This is a genomic window from Hydrogenovibrio marinus (assembly GCF_013340845.1).
In the GTDB taxonomy this organism is placed as follows: Bacteria; Pseudomonadota; Gammaproteobacteria; order Thiomicrospirales; family Thiomicrospiraceae; genus Hydrogenovibrio; species Hydrogenovibrio marinus.
The window spans coordinates 2,077,768-2,101,362 of sequence record NZ_AP020335.1 but is presented as its reverse complement, the minus strand read 5'-3'; the positions used below and the strand labels follow the sequence as shown (position 1 = coordinate 2,101,362).

Annotated in this window: 23 protein-coding genes; 12 read left to right on the top strand and 11 right to left on the bottom strand. The window is 44.9% G+C overall.

Annotated elements, in window-relative coordinates; translation table 11 throughout:
• Positions 1-179: 179 nt before the first annotated feature.
• Positions 180-1,019: a diaminopimelate epimerase gene (gene dapF / locus HVMH_RS10010; protein ID WP_029912549.1), complete on the top strand. Its 840-nt coding sequence runs from the start codon at positions 180-182 to the stop codon at positions 1,017-1,019.
• A gap of 66 nt (positions 1,020-1,085) precedes the next feature.
• Positions 1,086-1,757, top strand: a complete 672-nt coding sequence (locus HVMH_RS10005) for a DUF484 family protein (protein WP_029912552.1) — start codon at positions 1,086-1,088, stop codon at positions 1,755-1,757.
• A 2-nt stretch (positions 1,758-1,759) separates the two neighbouring features.
• Here HVMH_RS10005 and HVMH_RS10000 read toward each other — a convergent pair whose 3' ends face one another.
• Entirely contained in the window at positions 1,760-2,440 is a 681-nt protein-coding gene (locus HVMH_RS10000; protein ID WP_029912554.1) for a nitroreductase, read from the bottom strand.
• A gap of 106 nt (positions 2,441-2,546) precedes the next feature.
• Here HVMH_RS10000 and HVMH_RS09995 point away from each other — a divergent pair, with 106 nt between their 5' ends.
• The 3 genes from HVMH_RS09995 to HVMH_RS09985 are packed head-to-tail and all read left to right on the top strand — an operon-like array spanning position 2,547 to position 4,689.
• Positions 2,547-3,506, top strand: a complete 960-nt coding sequence (locus tag HVMH_RS09995; RefSeq protein ID WP_029912558.1) for a tyrosine recombinase XerC — start codon at positions 2,547-2,549, stop codon at positions 3,504-3,506.
• 27 nt (positions 3,507-3,533) lie between these two features.
• Positions 3,534-4,079 carry an ATP-dependent protease subunit HslV gene (gene hslV, locus HVMH_RS09990; protein ID WP_029912560.1) on the top strand — a complete coding sequence of 182 codons (546 nt, stop codon included), beginning with the start codon at positions 3,534-3,536 and terminating at the stop codon, positions 4,077-4,079.
• 22 nt (positions 4,080-4,101) lie between these two features.
• The gene (locus HVMH_RS09985) at positions 4,102-4,689 is read left to right on the top strand and encodes a YqhA family protein (protein ID WP_081822765.1); all 588 of its coding nucleotides are present in this window, start codon (positions 4,102-4,104) and stop codon (positions 4,687-4,689) included.
• A 69-nt stretch (positions 4,690-4,758) separates the two neighbouring features.
• On the opposite strand, the gene HVMH_RS09980 is transcribed toward HVMH_RS09985, so the two are convergent.
• Positions 4,759-5,715 carry a DMT family transporter gene (locus tag HVMH_RS09980; protein ID WP_029912568.1) on the bottom strand — a complete coding sequence of 319 codons (957 nt, stop codon included), beginning with the start codon at positions 5,713-5,715 and terminating at the stop codon, positions 4,759-4,761.
• An 85-nt stretch (positions 5,716-5,800) separates the two neighbouring features.
• Here HVMH_RS09980 and HVMH_RS09975 point away from each other — a divergent pair, with 85 nt between their 5' ends.
• The gene (locus HVMH_RS09975) at positions 5,801-6,733 is read left to right on the top strand and encodes a LysR family transcriptional regulator (RefSeq protein ID WP_051623128.1); all 933 of its coding nucleotides are present in this window, start codon (positions 5,801-5,803) and stop codon (positions 6,731-6,733) included.
• Positions 6,734-6,767: 34 nt separating this feature from the next.
• Here the strand turns inward: HVMH_RS09975 and HVMH_RS09970 are convergent, their stop codons facing one another.
• The gene (locus HVMH_RS09970) at positions 6,768-7,586 is read right to left on the bottom strand and encodes a YdcF family protein (RefSeq protein ID WP_029912575.1); all 819 of its coding nucleotides are present in this window, start codon (positions 7,584-7,586) and stop codon (positions 6,768-6,770) included.
• A 25-nt stretch (positions 7,587-7,611) separates the two neighbouring features.
• Complete coding sequence (locus HVMH_RS09965) at positions 7,612-8,895, bottom strand: sensor domain-containing diguanylate cyclase (protein WP_051623129.1); 1,284 nt, start codon at positions 8,893-8,895, stop codon at positions 7,612-7,614.
• A 257-nt stretch (positions 8,896-9,152) separates the two neighbouring features.
• On the opposite strand from HVMH_RS09965, the gene clpB reads away from it, so the two are divergent.
• From clpB to HVMH_RS09945, 4 genes are all read left to right on the top strand, one after another.
• Positions 9,153-11,720 (top strand): ATP-dependent chaperone ClpB, encoded by a 2,568-nt coding sequence (clpB, locus tag HVMH_RS09960; RefSeq protein ID WP_035629071.1) that lies wholly within the window; start codon positions 9,153-9,155, stop codon positions 11,718-11,720.
• 433 nt (positions 11,721-12,153) lie between these two features.
• Positions 12,154-13,398, top strand: coding sequence for an L-lactate MFS transporter (locus HVMH_RS09955; RefSeq protein WP_029912583.1), 1,245 nt, complete (start codon positions 12,154-12,156; stop codon positions 13,396-13,398).
• A gap of 114 nt (positions 13,399-13,512) precedes the next feature.
• A complete protein-coding gene (locus HVMH_RS09950) occupies positions 13,513-14,403 on the top strand; it encodes an ABC transporter ATP-binding protein (RefSeq protein WP_029912586.1) in 891 nt (296 codons plus the stop codon).
• A complete protein-coding gene (locus tag HVMH_RS09945; protein ID WP_029912587.1) occupies positions 14,396-15,424 on the top strand; it encodes an ABC transporter permease in 1,029 nt (342 codons plus the stop codon). Before HVMH_RS09950 ends, HVMH_RS09945 begins: the two co-directional genes overlap by 8 nt.
• A gap of 35 nt (positions 15,425-15,459) precedes the next feature.
• Here the strand turns inward: HVMH_RS09945 and HVMH_RS09940 are convergent, their stop codons facing one another.
• From HVMH_RS09940 to HVMH_RS09925, 4 genes are all read right to left on the bottom strand, one after another.
• Positions 15,460-15,924, bottom strand: a complete 465-nt coding sequence (locus HVMH_RS09940) for a hypothetical protein (RefSeq protein ID WP_029912589.1) — start codon at positions 15,922-15,924, stop codon at positions 15,460-15,462.
• A gap of 60 nt (positions 15,925-15,984) precedes the next feature.
• The gene (locus HVMH_RS09935) at positions 15,985-16,791 is read right to left on the bottom strand and encodes an FAD:protein FMN transferase (RefSeq protein ID WP_051623130.1); all 807 of its coding nucleotides are present in this window, start codon (positions 16,789-16,791) and stop codon (positions 15,985-15,987) included.
• Between the two features lie 32 nt (positions 16,792-16,823).
• Positions 16,824-17,372 carry an FMN-binding protein gene (locus HVMH_RS09930; RefSeq protein WP_232087764.1) on the bottom strand — a complete coding sequence of 183 codons (549 nt, stop codon included), beginning with the start codon at positions 17,370-17,372 and terminating at the stop codon, positions 16,824-16,826.
• A gap of 75 nt (positions 17,373-17,447) precedes the next feature.
• On the bottom strand, positions 17,448-18,218 hold the full coding sequence (locus HVMH_RS09925; protein ID WP_174403348.1) for a DUF6662 family protein: 771 nt from the start codon (positions 18,216-18,218) through the stop codon (positions 17,448-17,450).
• Positions 18,219-18,412: 194 nt separating this feature from the next.
• Here HVMH_RS09925 and HVMH_RS09920 point away from each other — a divergent pair, with 194 nt between their 5' ends.
• A complete protein-coding gene (locus HVMH_RS09920; protein WP_035629074.1) occupies positions 18,413-18,727 on the top strand; it encodes a hypothetical protein in 315 nt (104 codons plus the stop codon).
• Here the strand turns inward: HVMH_RS09920 and HVMH_RS09915 are convergent.
• Positions 18,724-19,875: a YeeE/YedE family protein gene (locus tag HVMH_RS09915; RefSeq protein WP_035629076.1), complete on the bottom strand. Its 1,152-nt coding sequence runs from the start codon at positions 19,873-19,875 to the stop codon at positions 18,724-18,726. The genes HVMH_RS09920 and HVMH_RS09915 overlap by 4 nt on opposite strands.
• 179 nt (positions 19,876-20,054) lie before the next feature.
• Between HVMH_RS09915 and HVMH_RS09910 the strand changes: the two genes are divergently transcribed.
• Positions 20,055-20,462: a hypothetical protein gene (locus HVMH_RS09910; RefSeq protein WP_155837695.1), complete on the top strand. Its 408-nt coding sequence runs from the start codon at positions 20,055-20,057 to the stop codon at positions 20,460-20,462.
• Between the two features lie 38 nt (positions 20,463-20,500).
• Here the strand turns inward: HVMH_RS09910 and HVMH_RS09905 are convergent, their stop codons facing one another.
• A complete protein-coding gene (locus HVMH_RS09905; protein ID WP_029912610.1) occupies positions 20,501-21,166 on the bottom strand; it encodes a carbonic anhydrase in 666 nt (221 codons plus the stop codon).
• 97 nt (positions 21,167-21,263) lie between these two features.
• Positions 21,264-23,528, bottom strand: coding sequence for a nitric oxide reductase activation protein NorD (locus tag HVMH_RS09900; RefSeq protein WP_029912614.1), 2,265 nt, complete (start codon positions 23,526-23,528; stop codon positions 21,264-21,266).
• Positions 23,529-23,595 lie beyond the last annotated feature (67 nt).

The following is a 23,595-nucleotide window of genomic DNA, read 5'->3' as shown; positions in this document are numbered from 1 at the left end:
TTGATTTTCATTTATATGAATGAAGCAGCAAAAACCTTCGTTTTTTGTTTGACAAAAATAGTTGTTACGCCTGTTCAGGCTAGGGTTTAGAGGTTGTTTGGTTTATCATAAACCAAATCTGCCGAGTGAAGCAGTGTAAAATCTTGGCAATAGTATGAAAAATTTTTAAGAGGGTGATCATGGGCGCTAAGCTCCACTTCAGTAAAATGCATGGACTTGGAAACGACTTTATGGTGATTGATGCCATTGCTCAGGACGTTTTATTGTCTGCTGAACAAATTCGCGGATGGGCGGATAGACACTTTGGTGTGGGGTTCGATCAGTTATTATTGGTTGAAGCAACGGATACCGACGGGGTGGATTTTCGTTATCGAATTTTCAATGCGGATGGTTCCGAAGTGCAGCAGTGCGGTAATGGTGCGCGCTGTTTCGCGAAGTTTGTTTACGACAAAGGGTTGACCGACAAAACCGAAATCACGGTTGAGACGGCTTCTGGCGTTATTGTGCTTTATATCACTGAGAACGGAGAGGTTAGGGTCAATATGGGGGCACCGAACTTTGCACCAAACAGTTTGCCATTTTCTGTGCCGGGTGAGTCTGATGTTTACCAATTGGAAGTGGATGGTGAGTTTTACCAAATCGGCGCAGTCTCTATGGGAAACCCGCATGCGGTTTTGCGTGTCACGGATTTGGGGGCGGCGCCAGTAGCAGAATTGGGTGCGAAAATTGAATCCCATGCACATTTTCCAGAAAGGGTGAATGTCGGTTTTGCTGAGTGTATTGATTCAGGCCATATTAAGTTGCGTGTCTATGAACGTGGAGCAGCTGAAACCCTTGCATGTGGAACAGGGGCTTGCGCTGCGATGGTAAGTTTGCGTAAGCTGGGAGAAGTCGCTGACGAGGTCAAGGTTTCTTTACCTGGCGGTGATTTGACCATTGCTTGGGATGGTGATGCGTCACATCCTGTTTGGATGACGGGGCCAGCGGTGATGGTGTTTGATGCCGAAATAGCGCTCTAATCCGTTTAGGTCACCTTTATTAAACTAAAAAATGAATAATAGATTGTGTACTGGGGAGAGGTATAAGTGTCGAGTTTAATCAATGATATCCATGCAGAAGATGTGGCGAATTATTTGAATCAAAATCGTCAGTTTTTTCATGTGTTTCCGAATTTGCTGGATGAACTCAGCTTACCTCACCCGAAGACCGGACAAGAAATCTCTTTGCTGGAACGTCAAGTTTATCAATTACGTGAACAACGTGATCGTTTGCAAGTAGAGATTGCGACCTTAAAGGACATTGCCGGTGAGAACGGTAAATTGCTACATAATGTCTATACACTTTCCAATGCCTTGTTGTCGGCGCAAACCGAACAGGATGCTGTTGATGTCGTTTACGAGGTGATGCAAGAGACTTTTCAAGTTGAATTTGTTTCTTTGATGTCTTGGGAATTGCCAAACCAAAGTTTGAAAGGGATGAACCAACTGGGCATCAGTCAGCAATGGGCTGAAACGCTTAAATCGACCTTAAGAGTCGGGCGCCCTGCTTGCGGCTTGGTGGAGAACGAGTGGCAAAAAGGTTTATTTGCCACCTCTGAAAAAATGGAATCGGTCTGTGTGATTCCACTTGGAAATCACCGTATTTGGGGTGTGCTGGCGCTGGGGAGTCCGGTCGATCGTTTCAAACCAGATCTCGGGACTTACTTTTTGGAAGTAATGGGGGAGATGGTTACCCAGCGCTTACAGCGTTTGTTTTAACACTAATCAAAGAAGCGAGTGAAGGCATTCACCGCTTCTCGTTCTGTTCGGTAACGGTTGACCGGATGTTCTTTATCTTCATAGCCAAGCGCCATTCCGCCCAGTAATATCAGGTCATTGTCATAACCAAGATGCTGCTTGATGATGGTAGGGTACTCTCCCAGAGCGCCTTGTGGGCAAGTTGCCAATCCCTTTTCAACGGCCAGTAGCATAATGTTCTGCACAAACATGCCATAGTCGAAATAAGACCCGGTTTCCAAGCTGGGATCCATAAAGAAAAACAACGACACTGGCGCATCAAAAGAGCAGTAGTTTGCAGCCCATTGAGCGAGTCTTGCAGCTTTATCTTCTCGTTCTATCTGCAAGGCGTTATAAAGGGCTATTCCCGTTTCCACACGTCTTTGTTTGAAAGGGGCGACCCAATTTTTCGGATAGTATTGATAGTCCATTTGTCCGGTTTCGCCAGCCTCGAATGCTGCCACCATTTTGTTTTGCAATTGGGTTTTGGTTTCTCCGGAAACCACCGCTACTTGCCATGGCTGGGTGTTGACACCTGAAGGGGCGAAACGCGCATCTTCCAAAATGTCATGAATAAGCTTTTCCTCAACAGGGGTTGGTAAAAATGCTCGCACCGAGTGGCGTTGCCTGATGGCATCAGAGACTGAGGTTGAAGCTGAAGTCATAAAATCTCCTGAGTAGTGTTTGAAAATACCGTGGTGTAATTATCACGTTTGTGCGGCAGCAATTACATTAAAATAGTCTTAATGTTTTTCAAGAATGACAGTCTAGATGAGCAAAAACCAATTTAGCGAGTTTGTGGCGGAGTTAACGCGCCTTAATCGTTCACCGGAAACGATAGAGAATTACGAGCGAGACATGGTCGCTTTTTTGCGTTTCTTTCAAGGCGATTTTCTCGCAGAAGAAATCGAAAATTCTTTGCATGATCATCGACCATTTATCGATGCTTTTCAAGACTGGCAGTCGGTGTCGGTAGAAGCCATTCAGGCGTTTGTTGCCAGCAGAATGGAAGCCGGTATTCACCCGCGAACATTGTCACGAAACCTATCGGCTTTGCGCACCTTTTATCAGTTTCTCATTGAGCATAATTGGGCATTTGCTAATCCTGCGAAAAGCGTTAAAGCGCCTAAACAGCCCAAGCCGTTACCCAAAAGTCTCGATATAGACTTGACCCAACAACTGCTGGAACAACCCTTAAACACTTGGCAGGATATTCGCGATCAAGCGATGTTTGAGTGTCTTTATTCTGCGGGATTGCGTGTTTCCGAGTTGGCGGACTTGGATTTGTCCCCCGGACTGGATCAAATGAGTGAAGGCTGGGTGAAAGTTTTGGGGAAAGGTAGCAAAGAAAGAATCTCCCCTCTTGGCAGTAAAGCGATTGCGGCATTGCAGCGCTGGCTGTCAATTCGGGACGAACATGCCAAGGGTGATGAACAAGCGGTTTTTGTGAATAAATTTGGCAATAGATTGAGCGTGAGGAGCATCCAGCAGCGCTTGGATCAACGCACCTTGCAGGCGGGCTTGCCGACCAAAATGTCTCCCCATAGATTGAGACATGCCTGCGCAACGCATGTGTTAGAATCTAGCGGAGATTTAAGAGCCGTTCAGGACTTGCTAGGACACGCTAACTTGTCAACAACGCAAATTTACACCAAGTTGGATTTGCAACATCTGGCAAAAGTTTACGATACGGCTCATCCGCGAGCCAAAAAAAGCGGACAGAACAAATAACTATCGAATGAATATTGTGAGAAAAACATGAGTGAACAAACTTTTCACGGAACCACGATTTTATGTGCTAAACGTGCAGGCAAAATGGTGATCGGCGGTGACGGTCAAGTCACCTTGGGGCATGTTGTGATGAAAGGCAACGCTCGTAAGGTTCGTCGTCTTCACAATGGTAAGATTTTGGCAGGGTTTGCAGGCGCTACGGCGGATGCTTTTACTCTGTTTGAACGTTTTGAAGGCAAACTGCAAAGCCACAATGGACAATTGATGCGCGCCGCCGTTGAGATGGCAAAAGACTGGCGTACTGATCGTGCATTACGCAAGCTTGAAGCGATGATGCTGGTGGCGGATGAAGAAAATATGTTGCTGATTTCCGGTACGGGAGATGTTATTGAGCCTGCACATGATTTTATTGCCATCGGTTCTGGCGGAAACTATGCGCACTCTGCGGCACAAGCTTTGATGGAAAACACTGAATTAAGTGCGCGTGATATCGTTGAGAAATCACTGAATATCGCCGCCGATTTATGCATTTATACTAACCATAACTTAACAATTGAAGAGCTATCTAAATAAGCTCAGCACTAAGGGGATTAGAATGGAACATCAAAAGCAAGACTCAGCGCAGTCAAGTGAAGAGTTGATTTGCGTACCTGCCAACCGTTCAAGAGCGGAAGACTGGTTTGAATCGTTTTTGTGGAATAGCCGGTTCATTGTATTATTCGCGGTTATTGCCAGTTTGCTGATGGCGTTTGGTATTTTTTATGTAACCTCAATTGATGTTTACTATACGTTGTCGCATTTGAGTCATTATGCGCAGATGGATGATATTGCTAGGGCGGATCTGAAAGCGAAGACTGTTGCGCATGTGGTCGGTTCAGTAGATGGCTTCTTGTTGGGAACCATTATGCTGATTTTCTCTTTGGGTCTGTATGAGTTGTTTATCTCAAAAATTGATGCAGCGGAAGGCAATAAAAGCTCCAGCAAGATTTTAATGATTCATTCTTTGGATGATCTGAAAGATAAACTGGCGAAAGTGATTCTAATGATTTTGGTGGTTATGTTCTTTGAACAAGCATTGTTCTTGAAACCAACGGCACCACTTGAGTTGCTTTACTATGCCTTGGCAATCATGCTGGTTGCACTGGCGCTTTACCTTTCTCACAAAGCTTATCAACAGCACTAAGCTTTTCTAAAATCTGCCAGGTTGGGGGCTATAAGTTCAGTGCCCCAACCTGGCATTTTTTTATTTCTCTCAATCTATTTTGACCATCGCACGATCTAGAGGGATCGGGATTGGCTCGGGTTCAATTCGACGTCTGCTGTAAAGGTTGTTTGCAATCAGTGCCAGCACGACCAGCAGTGCGCCAATCAATTCATCTTGAGTAAACAAATGACCTTGTAGAACACCGATTACAAAAGCGGTGACTGGAACGAGGTTGATGAACAATACGCCGTTAAGCGGGCCGATAATTCTGATGCCTGCATTCCAACTCAGCACGGCAACCACCGCGCCCAAAATGACCAAATAGAAAAACTCCCAACCAAAGCTGGCGATCACTGAAAAGGTTGGAAGATGAATATTGCCATTCAGTGCCAATCCGGCAGTAATGACAAAAATAGATACCGTCCCTAAAATACTGCTCATAGCGGTATAGCGCAATGCCGACCAAGATGGGAAATCTGCCGCACCCAGTGTGTAGATTACCCAACACAATGCTGCAATCAGCAGTAGCAAGTCGCCCGACACCTCACCTTTTTCAAAGGCTAATTCAGGGCTGCCGTTCGTCACCACAAGGAAGACACCTAAAAAGGCGATGCCAACGGTTGTTAATGTAAAAGTCGCAGGACGTTGACCTTTGCGTAGCCAGGTAACCAAAACGGTAATCATCGGCATTAGGGCAAGAATGATGGCGGCATGCTCAGGACTTGAATCATTCAATCCTATGTAGGCAAGCATGTTGAAACCGGCAAATCCAAGTGTGCCATAGAAGAACAAACGCCAGCTTCTGCCTTCAAAATTGACTTTTGATCTGCCTTCAAGCATTAGCAATATCAAAATGAAAATAGGCGCGCCCACACCATAACGAATTGCCGTGATGGTGAAAGGATCAACGGTAGGCATGACTAGATTGGCAACTGAAAACATCCCTCCCCAAATTAAGGGAGCTGTTAACAGTAACCCTAAGCCGATAAGGTATGTTCTGTTCATTAAAGTTTCTCCTTGTTGTTTGAAGCTATTGTAAATGTTTCTTATTTTTTTATAATCTAGCTAAATTGAATAATATTGTTTCCATATGTTTAGTAATAAAGATAAAACCTTACCTTCATTGATTGCCATGGTGGCCTTTGCACGTGTTGTCGAGGCGGGGAGTTTTACAGCGGCTGCACGAGATTTGGGTCTGTCCACCCCGGTGGTCAGCAAGCGTGTTGCTGCGCTTGAAGACGAACTCGGCACTCGCTTATTGCATAGAACCACTCGTAAGCTCAGTTTGACGGAGGCGGGTTCGGCGTTGTATCAACATTGTGTAAGACTGATTGAAGAAGCCAAAATGGCAGAAGTGGCTGTTGCCCGTTTAAACGAGGCGCCTCGAGGATTATTGAGGATTACGGCACCCTTCAGTTTTGGTTCAAACCAAATCGCGCCCGCCATTCCTGAGTTTTTGGAACGTTACCCGGAGGTCAGTGTTGAAATGGTACTCAGCGATCGCATCATCGACTTGGCTGAAGATGGATTCGATTTGGCGGTTCGCCAAACCGATGAACCTCAGCCTAACTTGGTTGCTAGACGTTTGACCACCACTCGTAAACTGGTATGTGCGTCTCCTGAATATTGGCGCAAGCATGGTAAACCTCTTAAGCCCGCAGACTTGGCAAACCACAATTGTATTGTTTATGGATCACTGCCCAATAACACGGAGTGGCTTTTCAATAGCAATGAAGCTGAAGAACGCGTCAGAGTAAAAGGAAATTTCGTGGTCAATGGTCCTGAAGCACTTCGCGAAGCTGCAGTCGGTGGGTTGGGCGTGATTCGTTTGACATCCATTTCCATCTTGCAGGAAGTGAAGGCGGCGAGGTTGGAAACGGCTTTAGATGAATATGCTGCCGCTGATACCGATATCTACATGGTGTATTTGCCGAACCGATATTTATCGAAAAAAACTCGGGTTTTTATCGACTTCTACATGGAGTGGTACGCAAAACGCAATCCAAAAACCCCTTGTCTGTAGCAGATACAACAAACCCAAACTGGCAGATTTTCAGCTAATCGTTTTGGTGTGCGGCAGGGAACCAAGCAGACGTTTTCCCTGTGATGTAATAGACGGTTAAGCCAATCCACTCGCGCCAGGCCGGTTCCAAAGTTTTAAGGTGGTCAAAGAAGTCAAAGTCCCAAGATCGAATTTCGTCACTGTTAGAACGGAAGTCTACCGGATAAGGAATGACATGAACACCAAACTTTTTGGCAACACCAACCGCTCGCGGCATGTGGTATGCGGACGTCACTAATAAGTAAGTTCCATCCTGTTTTGGCAGTAATTGCATGGTGTATTTGAAGTTTTCATAGGTGTTTCTGGAGTTGGATTCGATAATCAGTCTTTCAGGAGAAACCCCCATGATGGTCAGGAGCTGCTTGGCAAGAGATGCTTCAGTTCCCATATGCTGTAGTTTAATTTGACCACTGCCGCCGGTGAAAATGACTGGGGCATTTGGATAGTGTTCGGCTAGAAGCTTCGCGCCGAAATAACGGTCTGCACCATTGCCGACTTCAGGATGATGCCAGCTCAGGGTGCGCGGTAAGTCTTCCCCGCCGCCTAGAATAATGATGCCGTCAACATCTTTTGGCAACTCTGCAATGGTCGGAACAGGAAAACGTTTTTCCAAAGGTTGAATAAGATAATCGCCAACCGGGTAGCCTAATACAATAAAAGCCACAATGGCATCAATGACTAATAGGCGTTTTGCCAAAGGGCGGAATCCGATCACCAGCAGCAAAGTACCAAGAATAAAACCGAAAAGGATAAGATTTCCTGGGCTTAAGAACGCCCACGCCAGTTTTGAAAGTACGAAGAAGACTTGATCCAAAAGTCAGCCCCTATAGAAGTGGAAGTTAGCTTTTCTCAGCAAAAACGCTTTGATTTCGTCCTTGCTCTTTTGCAAGGTAAGCAGCGGTATCCGCGTTTTTAATCAAAACGTCAAAATCCGCTTCCAAGCATGGAAAACAGGAGATGCCCATACTGAATGTCATTGGCGTGACGCCGATATTTTCCCATTGCGCGCCCTGAAAGCTTTCGTGTAGTTTTGCTGAGATTTGTCTTGCCTGTTCAATCGTGGTGTTTGGGAAGATAATGACGAATTCTTCGCCTCCCCAACGGTAAATCAAATCAGTTGATCGCAATGTTTTTTGAAAAAGGTCAGACACAAAAACAAGTACATCATCTCCCTTTTGGTGTCCGAACAGGTCGTTGATGCTTTTGAAGTGATCTAGATCGATAATGGCCAAACAAAGAGGCTGTTCATTACGTTTGCTTAGGGCGACCTGTAGTCTTGCCTGTTTTTCACCTTCTCGACGATTTGGCAGGTTGGTGAGGACGTCATTTGCTGCCAACGCTTCCAATTGAAATTGCATGAATTTTTGGTCGGTAATGTTTTGTACCATTCCAACAGCATGAGTTGGATTGCCTTGGTCATCACGTCTATAAACTTTGCCGCGGTCATGCACCCAGACGTAGTGCCCATTTCGGTTTTTCAGTCGGTATTCGGCATCGTATTTTGCGCGCAAGCCATGAATGTGTTCGTTGAGGATTTTAATGACATGGGCTCTATCATCTGGGTGGACGTTTTCAGACCAAGTGGTGATGTGTGGATCCATTTCATCGGGACCATAGCCGAGCATGGTTTTTAGTTGCGGGCTGAAAAAGACTTTGCCATTGCTGATTTCCCACTCCCAGATACCATCACTGGCTTCATTCAAAGCAAACCAGATGCTTTGATGGTGAGAGATGATTTCTTGCTCAAGGGCGACACGTTTGTTTACATTTCTGGCGACCGAAAGGAAGAAGTCGTCATCGTTAAATTCAAAGTGAGTGGTGACAACCTCTACGGAGATTTCACCGCCGGACTTATGGACATGCCTACCAACAAAAGTATAAGGGGAGTGGTTACGAATGACTTCGGCGATTTCCTGCCATTGAGGCATGCCGACCACATCTTTTTGCAGACTGAGTACCGAGTGATTGAGTACTTCATGACGCTCGAAACCAAGGTCTTGGTGTGCCGCTTTATTACACCAGACAATGTTTGATGTTTCAGGGTCAATTAAATATACGCCATCAGCGACATATTCAAACAGCACGTCCAATTGAGGCAATTTATCTGCCGTAATTTCTTTCATGCTTTCCTCGGTTAGAAGCGGTTTCGAGCGCCAAACAAAATTAGAAAATAAAGTGCTATTACGTATAAATTTGTTCATCATTATAAACTTAACAATATAGTCGTGTGCACAAAAGTCGGCATAATTTATTGATTTGATTCAAAGAAATAAACATTTGATATTACAGCAAGAAATATTTTTTCTTCGGAAGACTTTAAAACCCAAAAAACACCCATATTAGTTGAAGTATCAAACCATAGTTTTTGTAGGAGTTTTTCATGATTGATAAATTTACGTCGCAGTTTCAGTCGATTTTGTCTCAGGCGCAATCACTTGCGGTGAGAGGTGGACAACAATTTATCGAACCGATGCATATTTTGGCGGCTTTGCTTCAAGAACCAAGCCATTTGTTGCAGTTGGCAGGCGTGAATGTTGCTCAATTGAAAACGGCAGTGGAACAAAAGTTAAGCAGTTTGCCAAAAGTGTCTGGTGCCGGTGGTGATGCGCAATTATCGCAAAACGCAGGCCGTGTGTTGAACCTAATGGATCAACAGGCGCAGAAAAAGGGCGATGCCTATATTGCCAGCGAGCTATTCTATCTGGCGGCATTACAGTCAAACGATGCGGTAAAAGACGTTTTAAAACAAGCGGGTGCAAGTGAACAAAACATTGATGCGGCTATTCAGCAGGTAAGAGGAGGCGAGAGCGTGCAAGATCAAAATGCGGAAGAAAACAGACAGGCGTTGGATAAATATACCTTGGATTTAACTGCACGTGCGGAAGCCGGTAAGTTAGACCCTGTTATCGGACGTGACGATGAAATCCGTCGTGCCATTCAGGTGTTGCAACGCCGTACCAAAAACAACCCGGTATTGATTGGTGAACCGGGTGTGGGTAAGACCGCGATTGTCGAAGGCTTGGCGCAACGTATTGTTAATGGTGAAGTGCCGGAAGGGCTTAAAAACAAACGGCTGCTGTCTCTAGACTTGGCAGGTCTGTTGGCGGGTGCGAAATACCGCGGTGAGTTTGAAGAACGTTTGAAAGCCCTGTTGAAAGACTTGGAAAAACAGGAAGGCTCAGTCATCTTGTTCATCGATGAAATTCACACCATGGTCGGTGCTGGTAAAACCGAAGGTTCAATGGATGCCGGTAACATGTTGAAGCCTGCGTTGGCACGTGGTGAACTTCACTGTATCGGTGCGACCACTTTGGATGAATATCGTGAAAATATCGAAAAAGATGCGGCGTTGGAACGTCGTTTCCAAAAAGTTTTGGTCGATGAGCCGACTGAAGAAGACACCATTGCCATCTTGCGTGGTTTGAAAGAACGTTATGAAGTGCATCACGGGGTAGCGATTTCCGACCCGGCAATTATCGCTGCAGCGCACTTGTCTCAGCGTTACATCACGGATCGTCAGTTGCCGGATAAGGCAATCGATTTGATCGATGAAGCGGCGTCACGCATTCGTATGGAAATCGATTCCAAGCCGGAAGAGATGGATAAATTGGATCGTCGTTTGATTCAATTGAAAATCGAACGCGAAGCCTTGAAGAAAGAGAAAGATGAAGCCACCAAAAAACGTTTGGTTGAGCTGAACGAGCGTATTTCAGAAATGGAAAAGGAGTACGCGGATTTAGAAGAAATCTGGAAAAAAGACAAGGCAGCGTTGCAAGGTGCGAAACAGTTCAAAGAAGAGTTGGACAGAGCGCGTATCGACATGGAAGCGGCACGCCGAGAAGGAAACTTGGCGAAAATGTCCGAGTTGCAATATGGCGTGATTCCTGACTTGGAAGCCAAAATTCAAGCGGCGGAAGCGGCGGAAAATGAAAATGCCGATGGTGAAATGCATCTGTTGCGTAATAAGGTAACGGAAGAAGAAATCGCCGAGGTGGTTGCCCGTTGGACGGGGATCCCTATTTCCCGCATGTTGGAAGGTGAACGCGACAAGTTGTTGCGCATGGAAGAAGCGATTGGTGCCAAAGTGATTGGTCAGCAAGAAGCGGTCAAAGCGGTCTCGGATGCCATTCGTCGTTCGCGTGCCGGGTTGTCTGATCCGAATCGTCCGAACGGTTCATTCCTGTTCCTTGGGCCAACAGGGGTTGGTAAAACCGAATTGACCAAAGCCTTGGCGGATTTCCTATTTGATACGCAGGATGCCATTGTGCGCTTGGATATGTCCGAGTTCATGGAGAAACATTCGGTTGCGCGTTTGATTGGTGCACCTCCAGGATATGTCGGCTATGAGCAAGGTGGTTATTTGACCGAAGCGGTTCGCCGTAAACCTTACTCCGTGATTTTGTTGGATGAGGTGGAAAAAGCGCATCCTGATGTCTTCAATATCTTGTTGCAGGTATTGGATGATGGGCGTTTGACTGATGGCCAAGGTCGTACCGTGGACTTCAAGAACACGGTGATTGTCATGACCTCGAACTTGGGTTCACATATCATTCAGGAAAAAGCGGCGACAGCCACTTACGAAGAAATGAAGCAGGATGTAATGGAAGTGGTAGGTGGTCATTTCCGTCCTGAGTTCATCAACCGTATCGATGATATTGTGGTGTTCCATCCGTTGAATCAGGCTCAGATTCGTTCGATTGCCAATATTCAGCTGAACCATCTGCGTCGCCGTTTGGCAGACAACGATTTGCAGCTTGAAGTGGCGGAAAATGTATTGGATTTGATTGGCGAAGCCGGATTTGATCCTGTATATGGGGCAAGACCTTTGAAACGTGCCGTGCAACAAATGGTGGAAAACCCATTGGCACAACGCTTGTTGAAAGGTGAGTTTGCACCGGGTGACACAATCCACATTGGATTAACCGGCGGAGAAATCGATTTCCATTAAAAAACGGTTAAAACCCGCCAGTGCGTTGTTGGGAGAGCTTGGTAATAGTGAGTCTATGGCCTGCGCTCTTCCGCCTAGCTCTGGCGAGTTTTTCCCCGTTTTTATCTCCGGTTAATCCGCCAGCTCGTCGTTAGGAGAACTTGGTAATAGTCAATTTATGACCAGTGTTCGCCTGCCTAGAGCCGGCGGATTTTTCCTCGTTTTCGTCTAAGTTTGTTATTTAATGCATTTAACCCGCAAGCCAGATTGGCTTAGCGGGTTTTTTTATGCCCAAAATACTTGTTCTATGACAGGATTAAATATTCTCGCTTTATGTTTGAGCGGTTTTTGATTAGACTTCGCCAAAGTTTTCCTATTCCAAGAAAAACAATATTTAAAAGAGGAGCGGGTGAGATTTGAGTCCTCACCTAAAACGAGTAAAGGAGTTTGTGAAATGAATAAAAATAGATGGCTGATGGCGTTAGCCGCCGTGGGCGTTCATATCTGTATCGGTTCGGTGTATGCATGGAGCGTATATGTTAACCCGATTAAGGACACCATGCATTGGACACTAACCGATGTCACTATTGCGTTTAGTATCGCGATTTTCTTCTTGGGTTTGTCTGCTGCGTTGATGGGCAAATTCGTTGAAAAAAATGGACCAAAAGTTTCTGCAATTATCGCCGCCGTGTTGTTCGGTTTGGGAACAGCAGGTTCCGGCTTGGCAATCTTGATGGAATCCAAGCTATTGCTGTACTTTTTCTACGGCGTCTTAGGTGGTTGTGGTTTAGGGATAGGCTATATCTCACCAGTTTCCACGCTAGTTAAATGGTTTCCCGATAAGCGTGGTTTAGCGACTGGTTTGGCAATTATGGGCTTTGGTTTTGCCTCGGCGATTTGGGGGCCAACGATTAAAGTATTGATTTCCGAAGTGGGGGTCGCATCGACTTTCATCATTTTGGGTGCGGTCTATTTTGTGGTGATGTTTGCATCGGCGATGTATTTGGAAAAACCGGAAGAAGGCTATTTGCCTGAAGGCTTTAAGAAGAAAGTGGAAGCAGGTCATAAAACACTGAAAACCGATCTAGCTATTTTAGGCTTACATGAAGCGGTGAAAACGCCAAGATTCTATGGTTTATGGTTGATGTTATTCATCAACGTCACCTGTGGTATCGCTATTATCGGTGTGGCATCGCCATTGTTGCAGGAAGTGCTTGGCGTTTCTGCATTGGTTGCGGCAGCAGCCGTTGGTTTGATGGGGATATTCAATGGTGCGGGGAGAATTTTCTGGGCATCTTTGTCGGATTATCTGACCAGACCCGTGGTTTACATCATTTTCTTCGCAACGCAAGCAGTGGCTTTCTATGTATTGCCTTCGATTACTGAGATTTTGATTTTCCAAGTGATTCTGTATTTCATCATGTCTTGCTACGGTGGTGGGTTTGCTTCTATTCCGGCATATATCGGCGATATTTTCGGCACCAAGGAACTGGGCGCGATTCACGGTTATATCTTGACTGCATGGGCCGCAGCCGGATTAGTCGGGCCGTTGATTATTTCCCGTGTAAAAGATCTAACCGGTTCTTATGCAGAAACCCTATATGTTTTTTCCGGCTTCTTCGTGGTGGCACTGGTGATTTCAATCGCTATGTTGGCCAACATCAAAGCGCATGAGAAAAAACAGGTGATTGCCGAATAAAGCCTGATAAGGTTTTATAAAAAAGAACCCGCCAGCAGGTGACGGCTGAGCGGGTTTTTTTATGCTAATATCCCTGTTATTGATTTAAATCTTTTTTTACAGGATGGGCTTATTTTGACTGCCATAATTGAAGTGAAGGCCTTGCGAAAGGAATACCCTAAACTCATCGCAGTAGATGGGATTGATTTCGCCATAGAGAAAGGATGTTGTTTCGGATTGCTGGGGCCTAATGGTGCAGGCAAATCAACGACTATTGAAATGATTGAGGGCTTGAAAAAGCCGACTTCAGGTGAGATTTTATACGATGGCAGACCGATGAATTCTGGCTTTAAAAAAGTCGCCGGTATTCAGTTTCAAAGCACGGCGTTGCAGGATTTTCTCAGTGTGGCCGACAACTTGAAGTTATTCCGTAGCTTTTATGATCGTCATGCTGACTTGCAGGATTTGATTGCAGACTGTGATTTGTCTAGCTTTTTAGAACAAGATGCCTCCAAGCTTTCGGGCGGTCAGCGCCAAAGACTATTATTGGCTTTGGCATTGGTTCATGACCCAGAAGTGATTTTTTTGGATGAGCCGACAACTGGGCTTGATCCGAATGCCCGTCGCCAGTTCTGGGCACTGATCCAGAAAATCAAAGCACGCAATAAGACCATTATTCTAACCACGCATTATATGGAAGAGGCTTATCTGCTTTGTGATGAGATTGCAATCATGGCAAAGGGTAAGTTGATTGCTCGCGGCACGCCGGACAGTCTGTTAGCGCAGCACTTCGGTGACAATATTCTTGAATTACCGACCGCGGCACTTGGAGCTTATCAGCCACAGGAGACGCACTTCCATAAAGGCGAAAAAACCGAAATCTACACCAAGGATATGAACCAAACTTTGCGAGGTTTGATGGATAGCGGTATTGATTTGACGCATTTGAAAATCCGATCACGAACCTTGGATGACTTGTTCCTTGAGTTGACTGCCAAAGACACAGAGGAGATGGCTCATGTTTAGTCGGATTATGACTTTGATTCATGCCCGTAATTTGGAGTTCTTCCGAGATAGGGCATCCTTGGGTTGGAGCGTGGCGATGCCATTCTTTTTGGTGTTTGCTTTGGCGCTGGCTTTCTATGGCGACAACAAACCCTTATTTAAGGTAGCGGTGTATCAACCTTCGGCAGAGATGACGGCAAAGCTGAACCCGATTTTCGGTTTGGAGCATGTGCATTTCTATACCACGGACAATTTGCAAAGAGCGATAGATAAGGTGGCGCGTCACCAAACGGATTTATTGATTAACCTTAATCCGTCAACGGCTAATGCCGAGCAGGGCTATTGGGTGAATATTGATTCGCCGAATGGTTATTTTATGGAAAAGTTGTTGAAGCAAGTTGATCCCAACCTCAAACGACATGACACTGAAAATCATCCGATCCGTTATATCGACTGGGTGATTCCAGGTGTGATTGGCATGAACATCATGTTTGGTGCTTTGTTTGGTGTGGGATTTGTCATTGTACGCTACCGGAAAAGTGGCTACTTAAAACGACTCAATGCAACGCCTTTGAGACCTGTCGAGTTTATTTTGGCGCAACTGATTTCGAGATTGTTCATCGTGGTCTTTTTGGCGGTGGTAATTTTCATGATTTCCAAATGGATTTTAGGCTTTGCCATGAACGGCAGTTATTGGCTGTTGCTATTAGTGACAACACTCGGTAGTTTGTCAATGATTGCCATGAGTTTGATGGTGACAGCAAGGGTGAGTTCGGAAGAACTTGCTGGCGGACTGCTTAATTTGGTGAGTTGGCCAATGATGCTATTGTCTGGCGTGTGGTTTTCACTGGAGGGCGCTTATCCGCCATTGAAATACCTCGCGCAGCTCTTTCCTCTAACCCATATGTTAGATGCTGTTCGTGCTATAACCATTGATGGTGCAGGGTTGGCAGATATAATGCAGTCACTATGGGTACTAAGTTTGATGACGTTGGTATTCATTATCATTGGTGCCTATGCTTTTAAATGGTCTGACGACTGATAGGCGAGTTACGCTATCCCCCAACCTGGCAGATTTTATCTGCGAGGGGAAGATGTTTTTAAGCTTTTTTTGCCGATGATTTTATGGACAATCAGCATGAAAGGAACCATCAGTCCGACAATCACGTGGATCAGACTGCTGGTTTTTGACCAACCCGGATCACCGAAGTAGTAGATGCCTAAAGCACTGATAATCAACACCGACCAAATTCCGATAAACATGAGTCCATTGGCTCGATTTTCATGACGACGCCAATGGGAGCGAACGTGAATCGTCCAGAGAGCGCCGATAAACCATACCATTGTCCAACCAACAACAGCGTGCAGCATGGTTAGTGTGTGTCTTAAGCTGCCACTGGCGATGCTTAAGTTCATCAGCCAGTCTTGTTCCTGCTCCATGCGGAAAATCAGGAAGGCGGGGATTAAGAGTAGGCCGGTAATCATGACCAACAGACTGGTCGTAATTAGCGAGGGTAAAAAGCCCTTGGGGTATCCATTCATACGGGTTGGTAATCGTTCGTTAATTCAAAGCGGTTATTCTATCGCGTTTGGCGCAGAGATTCATGATTGGGTGCTCAATTCAAAGGGAAGGTGATAATAGGAAACGTCAAATACTTGGGCGAAGTTTTCGCGTTCTTCTTCATTGGCAAGCCCAAAAACTTTGGTCAGCCCATCGGCTAACCAAGCCTCTTTAGCCACGACACTGACTAATGCTGGTGTAGGTTTTCGGTTATCCGTTGCAAGAATATGACCGGGAAAGGTCTCATCAATGGGCTGGCCAACATGAGAGGAGGCGATGGATTGGTTTTGTAGTTCACAAACTGGCATTTCACTAATGTCCACAGTCTGTTGTTGGCGTAAAGCTACCGGAAGTTTCAGATTGCCGAAAACTCGAATGTCGCCTCCCGCATTTATCCAGCCATGCTCCACCCCTAATGACCGAAGTTTTGCAACTGCCTGATCAACCGCATAGCCTTTGGCAATGCCGTCCAGCGTGACGAGAAAAGGAGCATTCAGGCGAATGTTTTGACCGTCGATTTCAATATCTTTTTCACTGCCTTTTAGTTCAAAAGGTCTGGTGAAATGATTTGGCAGGACTCTGCGTTCGATTAACTCACCACCCACGGTAGGGTTAAATAGTCCCTGAGAACGTTCTGAAAGTTGTTTTGCCAAGCGGAATACCTGAACGGTTTGTCTGGAAACCTGAACCCAATCATAGGGGTGTTTATTGATTTTCGACAACTCACTTTTCGGGTTGTGAAAACTCATTAGAGATTGAATCTGCTCGATTTTAAAAAAGGCAGCATCAAACGCTGAATGCATTTGTGAGTCTACTGCAAGTCCTATTTCAATAAAAGTGCCGAGCATCGGCCTCATTCTTTTTTCTATTTGCATGGTGATTATTGCGTTTGGTTTTTTAGCATTACGTCATAAAGCGCCAGCAAGCGTTTCACGCCATTAGTCACATTGCGGCAGGAGAGCGTTGCACCGCTGATATTCGGAATATCTTTATTGAGTTTCAGTCTGGAGTGTTTGTCAGCGCCAACAAAGTGAGCGCGCCAGTCATCATGACGGATTTGATCGCCATAGGTTTCGCGATAGTCCATGACCTCAATGCCAAGCACTTTGCCTTCTGGAGAGATAGCAGTGGCGTAGGTGATGAATTCATGTTTACCGATGACTTTGTCGATAATGAACCAGCCTTTGAACTGCCCATCTTCATAGGCTTTCCAGGCTTTTTGAGTTTTCCATCGTTGACGAACATCACTGATGTCTTCTATGGCATCTCTTTGGTCGTCATTCATTTCAACATAGCTGGGAGTCAGTTTGGCTTTGTCACCAAACAGCGCGATTTGCGCTTGCTCAGTAGTGAAATATTCGACCGCATAAACAGGGTAGGCAATGACCGTTAACGGCAGTGTGAATATAGGAATTAAAGGTTTCATCATTGTCTCCGAAAATAAAAAAAACGAAAACGCTTGGACAAGTGTCCAAACGCTTTCGGCTTAGGAGGAAAAAGGTTTTTAGAAGTTGTAGCCAAGTTTTAGTTTTGTTTCATATTTTGTTTTTTCGATCAAATGCAAGCCTTTTTCTTGGCCTGCGTAGCGTTCACCGCCACCAACTACTTGTGGTAAATAAGTCAAGGTAGCCCAGAATTTTTGGTTACCGTAATGTATTGAAGGGCCAGCAAATAAAGACCAGCGTTCTTGACCGACTTCAGTTTCAAATTCTGTTTGATAAACCGCTTCAGCACCGACTGACCAGTTGGAAGTGAAACGATATGAAATACCGGTATTAGCGGTTAGCTCAATTTCCATTTCGGGTGTTGTAGGCCAGACACTTTCATCGTTAATGCCGTTGATTGCTGGGCGTTTTGCATAAGTGGATTCCATGCTAGCGTTGTTTAGCCAGACCAATTGCCCATCAAGAAAATATTTTTGGATTTGCACACCGACATCAGCGGATAAAGTGTCTTTCTTTTGTCCTGAGTGGGGGTCAACTGTGTCATAAGACAGGCCGAAGGTAGTGGATACGCCAATATCATCTAATGCAGGTGTTAAAAATGCATATTTGATTTCACCTTCCATCCCGCTGAAGCTAAAGGATTTGTTTTTCTCTTGAGGAAGGTAACCATCAATCAATAAACCTTTGGTTTCGAGTTGATGACCGATAACAGAAAATGAGCCCGAAAAACGGTTGGTAAATCCATATTCAATTTCTGTTTTTGAATCTAGTGCATTGTATGTACCTTTGCCTTTATCATTTCGACTGGTGAAGATTTGATAAAACTCCATTATTTTTTCATTTTTACACCTGTTGATGTTTTTATTTGTTTATATAAATGATTATGAGAAACGTTATTAATAACTTTGTCGATATGTTACAGGTTGAATTTCTAAGTGTCAATACAAATGATAATAATTATTATTAGATTTATGTTGTTGGTATAATGAATTAGGATAGTAGGAAAGCGAAAGTCGGAGGTTATATGAATACTGAAACTTTGTCTAAAGTCACTACAGGTGAAAATAGGGATGTGGTGATTGGTATATCAGCGGCAAAATTGTTGGAGCTAATGCATTCAGGGCTGTTGTGTGGCGCGGATATACGAGCCATGGACCATCAAACCAAACAGTTGGTTCAGCAAGCATGTTTGCATGCCTGTGCCAACAAAGTGTGTCGTGAATGTGATTTTAGTGATGTTTGCGGAACAGAGGTAAGTGAGACGGACTGCTTGCAGTGTCAGAAAAATGATATCCCTTCAGAGCTGCCAACAGTACATTGGTCAGACCTGCGACATTAAATCCTAGCGAGGATACCTTTTCGTCTGAGTGTAATAATCAGAGCATTTCCCATCAATGCGGATAATGCCCAAAGCCATCCATGTAAACTCCCTGAGCCGATGCCACTGAAAAAGGCGCCGATATTGCAGCCAAATGCAATGACCGCGCCATAACCCATCAACAATCCACCCAGTATTGCCATAAAATGTTCGCTTACCGGCGTTGTAGCGGAGATGGATTTCTGGTTTCGGAATTTATCAAATAAGGTGACCCAAGCTGCACCGAAAATAACGCCCCAGGTTGTCAGGCTTACCGTATCATGCCAGACTGGAGTTTCCAGGCGCTGGGAGTAGGTGATGCTGTAATCCCAGAATGAGAAGTCGAAAGGCAGTCCCATCTGAGTGCCGATTTTAACGCCCCATACAGGGAGCACACTGGCAATAGACCAAGGCTGTCCGCTGGTAATGAGCAGTAGGGTGTTGAACATTGCAAGCGTTAAACCTGCTAGCAGCCAAGGGTGCCAATCGCGCAAGGTTCCGCGCTTTGGAAAAAGCGGCTCAACCGATTGATGGCGACTTCTTTCTCGATGAGACATCAGAAAATAGAGTGTGCCTAGAATACCGAGCTGAATCAACAGGGCATTGAATATGCCAAGGGTGTTGATGATCGATACTGCAGGCAACGCCGGAAGTTCACGCCAGAAACTGATGTTATAAGCTGCTAGCGTGCCGCCTACGATTAAAAAGATCAGTGCCGTAATGGAGAGTGGCTGTAATTGTCCCAGTCTGTTGAAGGTACCCGAGGTGCAACCATTTGAAAGCTGCATGCCGATGCCGAAGATAAATGCACCAAAAACAACGGACAAACTCAGGGGTTCAACCAGACCTGTCAAAGCTCGTGAACCAAAGTGGCCGGCATAGAGTAGTGGGAAAAACAATATTGTAGTGACTGCCAGCATGACGATGATGGCACGAATCCCCAGTGTTTTTCCTTGAACCAGTAATTGTTGCGAGCAGGTACGGAATCCAAATTGAAAATAATTTAATCCGGCACCGAGAAGTGACCCAATCAAGAAATACGTGAGATAATTGTTTTTGAATAGGGTAGCGGCGATTAAAAAAACCACTAAAAAAATCATACTCAATGGGCGCAGTTTAAAAACGGTCATTTTTGTGTCTGTACTAGCTTTAAAAGAGCAAGTATAGCTTGTTGGTTTACATAAGCTAAATTATGATTTTCAATGGAGTTATTGTTTAAAGTTATTTAAAAAAACGCTGATATAAGCATGTTTTAATACCTTGGCGAGTTAGCCTAACTAAACAATAAGATTAAGAGATGGATAGAAAGATGAAAGCAAGCATTGTGGCAAAGGTTCCCTTCCATTTTCGAGGAGAATTGCACGAGCCTTCAGCGGTAATAGATTTGGAGAATTGGGCACGTAGAAATCTAAATAAATCTTCTGACTTGTATGGCTTGGTGGCAGAAGCCAGCGGAATGAATCCTTACGGTTATGAGCTGGAAGTGATGGAAGTTTCGGAAATGGTGTTTGAGTCCCCTACCGGACGTGCGGTTGATTTCTATGATGGTGAAAATCAGTTATTTGATTTTGATGGATTTAGAGAGGATTGGCAGCTGGAGCTATCGTTCCAAGGATTGAGCAGGATTTCCGAACAGTATTTGTCCGAGCCATTGGTTAAAGGCTCGGAAATGCATCAAGCGCTTCAGGCTGCTTACCTACTAGGTCAAAACTCTTAGATGTCGATAAAAATCTGCCAGGTTGGGGCAGGGTAGATTTAGCAAAGTTCTCTAAGAACGGCTTTTTCTGCTTTTTCGATATTATCGATGGTGACGTTCATGTTATGTAAACGACCATCTTTGATGTCGTAGATAAAACCGTGAATAGCCAGTTCCTGGCCTTTTTCCCAAGCATGACGAACAGCAGGGACATGGGCGATATTTCGAACCTGTTCAACTACGTTTATTTCACATAAGCGGTTTACCTTGGCTTTTTCGCCTTGTTCTTCTCCAATGGTTTCCAACTCTTTTCTGTTGTGGTGGTAGTACTTTCGAATGGGACGAATCCAGTGGTCGATTAAATCGGGATTGGATTGTTGTAAGGCAGCCATAACACCACCACAACCATAGTGACCATTGACGATAATGTGTTTGACTTTGAGTACTTCGACGGCATATTGGATAACGGTCAATACGTTCATGTCACTGGAGTTAACAAGGTTGGCAATGTTCCGGTGGACGAAAATGGTGCCGGGATCCATCTTTACAAGTTCGTTTGCAGGTACTCGGCTATCTGAGCAACCTATCCATAGATATTCAGGAGATTGTTGAGCAACAAGGCTTGAAAAAAAGCCGGGACGCTCGGCGTTCATTTCTTTTATCCATTCCTCGTTGTTTTCAAAAAGTTGATCTATCGCCGAGTTACAATCACATTTTTCGCACATTCTCTTCCCCATAATATGTCTTAAAAAGGCATAAAAAATGCCCAAGATTTGGGCATTGAGATTCGTCTATGACTGTAATTATAGCGGATAGATGAAATTAATGGGTTAATTTCATAAACACTTGCGGCAGCTGCTCCGGCAATTTTTCCACTTGATCAATGACGGTATATTGATTGCCGAAGATGGTTTCGACATATTCATCAGCGTTCGGATCAAGCGTAATACAGTAAGAGTAGATACCTTCTGATTTGAGTTCTTCCACCGCCTTATGGGTGTCGTGGATAAGTGTTTGCGGGTCTTTACTGTCAATATCTGCCGGTTCACCGTCAGTTAATATCAGCATCAACTTTTTCTCAGCCTGTTGAGCACTTAGGTAATGCGCAGCATGACGCATGGCGGCGCCCATACGAGTTGAGTAAGACGCTTCCATCGCGGCAATACGTGCTTTGACATCGCTGGTGTATCCTTCCGAATAGCCTTTGATGTGCTGGTAACGCACTTCATGGCGTGTATCTGAGCAGAACCCGGCAATTGCAAACTTGTCACCCAGTTGTTCGACTGTCCAAGAAGTGATAGCTAAAGCTTCCTCGGAAAGCTCCAATAAGGTTTGTCCGGTTTCCTGGTTACGTTCATTCAGTGATTGAGACGTATCTACCAACAACATCACGGCAATATTACGGCTGTCGGTTGTGTGGCTGTAGTTGATGCGCGGATCAGGTGCTTGTCCACTCTTGAAATCAATAACTGAACGCAACGCAATATCCAGATCCAGCTCTTCACCTTCTTCTTGGAAGCGAATACGTTTTTTGTTTTGCGGTTTCAGCATTTCAATCATCTTTTTCAAACGATTGGCCAAGTCACTGTGTTTTTCCATTAAGCGGTCAATTTTGCCTGCGTCTCCGGATGGGTGAAGACGCTCGTAGACGGTTGTCCAATCAGGACGATAGCCTTCGGAAATATAGTCCCACTCATCGTAATGACGTGGTGGCAAGCCACCTTCATTGTCGACAACTTTTTCTTCGTTCTCATATTCATTAGGAAGAATTTCATCCGGCTCATCGTACTCTTCATAGAAAAACCAGATATAACGATTATCGTCACGATAAGAGATTTCAGTATCGTCAAAGAACACACTTGGCATACTATCTGACGATTGCTTGCGGGATTTAACATAGAAATCTATGCCAATCTCAGCCATGTCGGCAGTGGTCGAGTTCTCACCTTTTTCAGCCATGAGTCTGTGAAAACGTTGACGGAACTCTTCTAGTAATGGATTTTCCGGGTCAAAGTTTTCATCCAAAAGCGCGCGAGACATACGAGTTGCACGGTAGCGTAGACAAGACTGTTTAGTGTCATCACAAGCACCTTTTTCCGGATAAGGGTGAAGTGCTAAGAACAGTTTTTTCAGACCAGGGTATTCTTGTATTGCCAGATACTCAACACGACTGTCTTCGAATATTGAGATAAACAACTGCATGTGCGGGGCATAGTTATCCGCCATTAATTTTGTTGACCATTTGTGGTGTGCCATCATGTGTGCGAGGGTTGCGCGATAGCGGTCAATACCGGAAATGCCGTTCTCTTCGTCATACACATCTGGGATGGCAATCAAAGTGTCATCAAGGTAAGGCACAGGTTTTCGCAATTGGTCGAATGCTGTGGCGAATGTTTGGAAAGGCAAATCGCAATCCCACATACATTCTTTCAGCATATCCATGTGGCGTTCAACATCCTTAAAGGTGGTGCCTTTACGCTCACGGGTAATAATGCTTTTGGCGTCATGTGATTCTAGTTTGAAATAGGCTATCTGTTCTTCAGGTGCATTCAGGTAATTTCGCGCACCATAATCGATAAAGTTGCGAATACCGTTCAGGCATAATTTAGAAATCAGCTGTGGCATGGACTCAAGCAATGCGACCATTCCAGGACTTTCATATAGAGAGTGATGTCCGTGGATAACTGTTTGGGTCTTGTCGACATATTCGTCGATGATATCCAGATAATGTTGAAGGTCTTCAACCGTATCAATACGGCGGCAAACAGTGCTTAAGGAATTCAAAAAAGGAATCAGAGCTTTTTTGTTCGGACTACGTGCTAGCAGGTAGCCGTAGTCCGCAATCATTTTGTTGGTGCCCTGACCGAAGTGGGATGCGATATCCGGCATGACTTCCATAAACACCAAAACAGGCTCGACACCCTGACCGATTTTGCACAGGAAATTTGCGCCGTCTAAATAAGCTTGAACACCCTGTGGTGAAAGCTTAGCAGCAGCATTTTCGATCAGGTCGGGAAATAGCTCGACCGCCTTTGGAAATTTACAGGTAAACTTTTCTTGATATTCAGCAAATAATTCTTCATTCATACTTAAACGCTCTCGTTTAGTTGAAAAATATTCTCTCTGTTTTTATTTAGAAAGAATTATCATCAAA

Coding starts and splice junctions, on each gene's coding strand:
- HVMH_RS10000 (WP_029912554.1), bottom strand. CDS start 2,440: ATGACTTCAGCTTCAACCTCAGTCTCTGATGCCATCAGGCAACGCCAC.
- HVMH_RS09945 (WP_029912587.1), top strand. CDS start 14,396: ATGTTTAGTCGGATTATGACTTTGATTCATGCCCGTAATTTGGAGTTC.
- HVMH_RS09940 (WP_029912589.1), bottom strand. CDS start 15,924: ATGAATGGATACCCCAAGGGCTTTTTACCCTCGCTAATTACGACCAGT.
- HVMH_RS09965 (WP_051623129.1), bottom strand. CDS start 8,895: ATGAAAGAAATTACGGCAGATAAATTGCCTCAATTGGACGTGCTGTTT.
- dapF (WP_029912549.1), top strand. CDS start 180: ATGGGCGCTAAGCTCCACTTCAGTAAAATGCATGGACTTGGAAACGAC.
- HVMH_RS09995 (WP_029912558.1), top strand. CDS start 2,547: ATGAGCAAAAACCAATTTAGCGAGTTTGTGGCGGAGTTAACGCGCCTT.
- HVMH_RS09925 (WP_174403348.1), bottom strand. CDS start 18,218: ATGGAGTTTTATCAAATCTTCACCAGTCGAAATGATAAAGGCAAAGGT.
- HVMH_RS09905 (WP_029912610.1), bottom strand. CDS start 21,166: ATGTGCGAAAAATGTGATTGTAACTCGGCGATAGATCAACTTTTTGAA.
- HVMH_RS09955 (WP_029912583.1), top strand. CDS start 12,154: ATGAATAAAAATAGATGGCTGATGGCGTTAGCCGCCGTGGGCGTTCAT.
- HVMH_RS09975 (WP_051623128.1), top strand. CDS start 5,801: ATGTTTAGTAATAAAGATAAAACCTTACCTTCATTGATTGCCATGGTG.
- HVMH_RS09910 (WP_155837695.1), top strand. CDS start 20,055: ATGAAAGCAAGCATTGTGGCAAAGGTTCCCTTCCATTTTCGAGGAGAA.
- HVMH_RS09985 (WP_081822765.1), top strand. CDS start 4,102: ATGGAACATCAAAAGCAAGACTCAGCGCAGTCAAGTGAAGAGTTGATT.
- clpB (WP_035629071.1), top strand. CDS start 9,153: ATGATTGATAAATTTACGTCGCAGTTTCAGTCGATTTTGTCTCAGGCG.
- HVMH_RS09930 (WP_232087764.1), bottom strand. CDS start 17,372: ATGATGAAACCTTTAATTCCTATATTCACACTGCCGTTAACGGTCATT.
- HVMH_RS09935 (WP_051623130.1), bottom strand. CDS start 16,791: ATGCTCGGCACTTTTATTGAAATAGGACTTGCAGTAGACTCACAAATG.
- HVMH_RS09980 (WP_029912568.1), bottom strand. CDS start 5,715: ATGAACAGAACATACCTTATCGGCTTAGGGTTACTGTTAACAGCTCCC.
- HVMH_RS09915 (WP_035629076.1), bottom strand. CDS start 19,875: ATGACCGTTTTTAAACTGCGCCCATTGAGTATGATTTTTTTAGTGGTT.
- HVMH_RS09920 (WP_035629074.1), top strand. CDS start 18,413: ATGAATACTGAAACTTTGTCTAAAGTCACTACAGGTGAAAATAGGGAT.
- hslV (WP_029912560.1), top strand. CDS start 3,534: ATGAGTGAACAAACTTTTCACGGAACCACGATTTTATGTGCTAAACGT.
- HVMH_RS09900 (WP_029912614.1), bottom strand. CDS start 23,528: ATGAATGAAGAATTATTTGCTGAATATCAAGAAAAGTTTACCTGTAAA.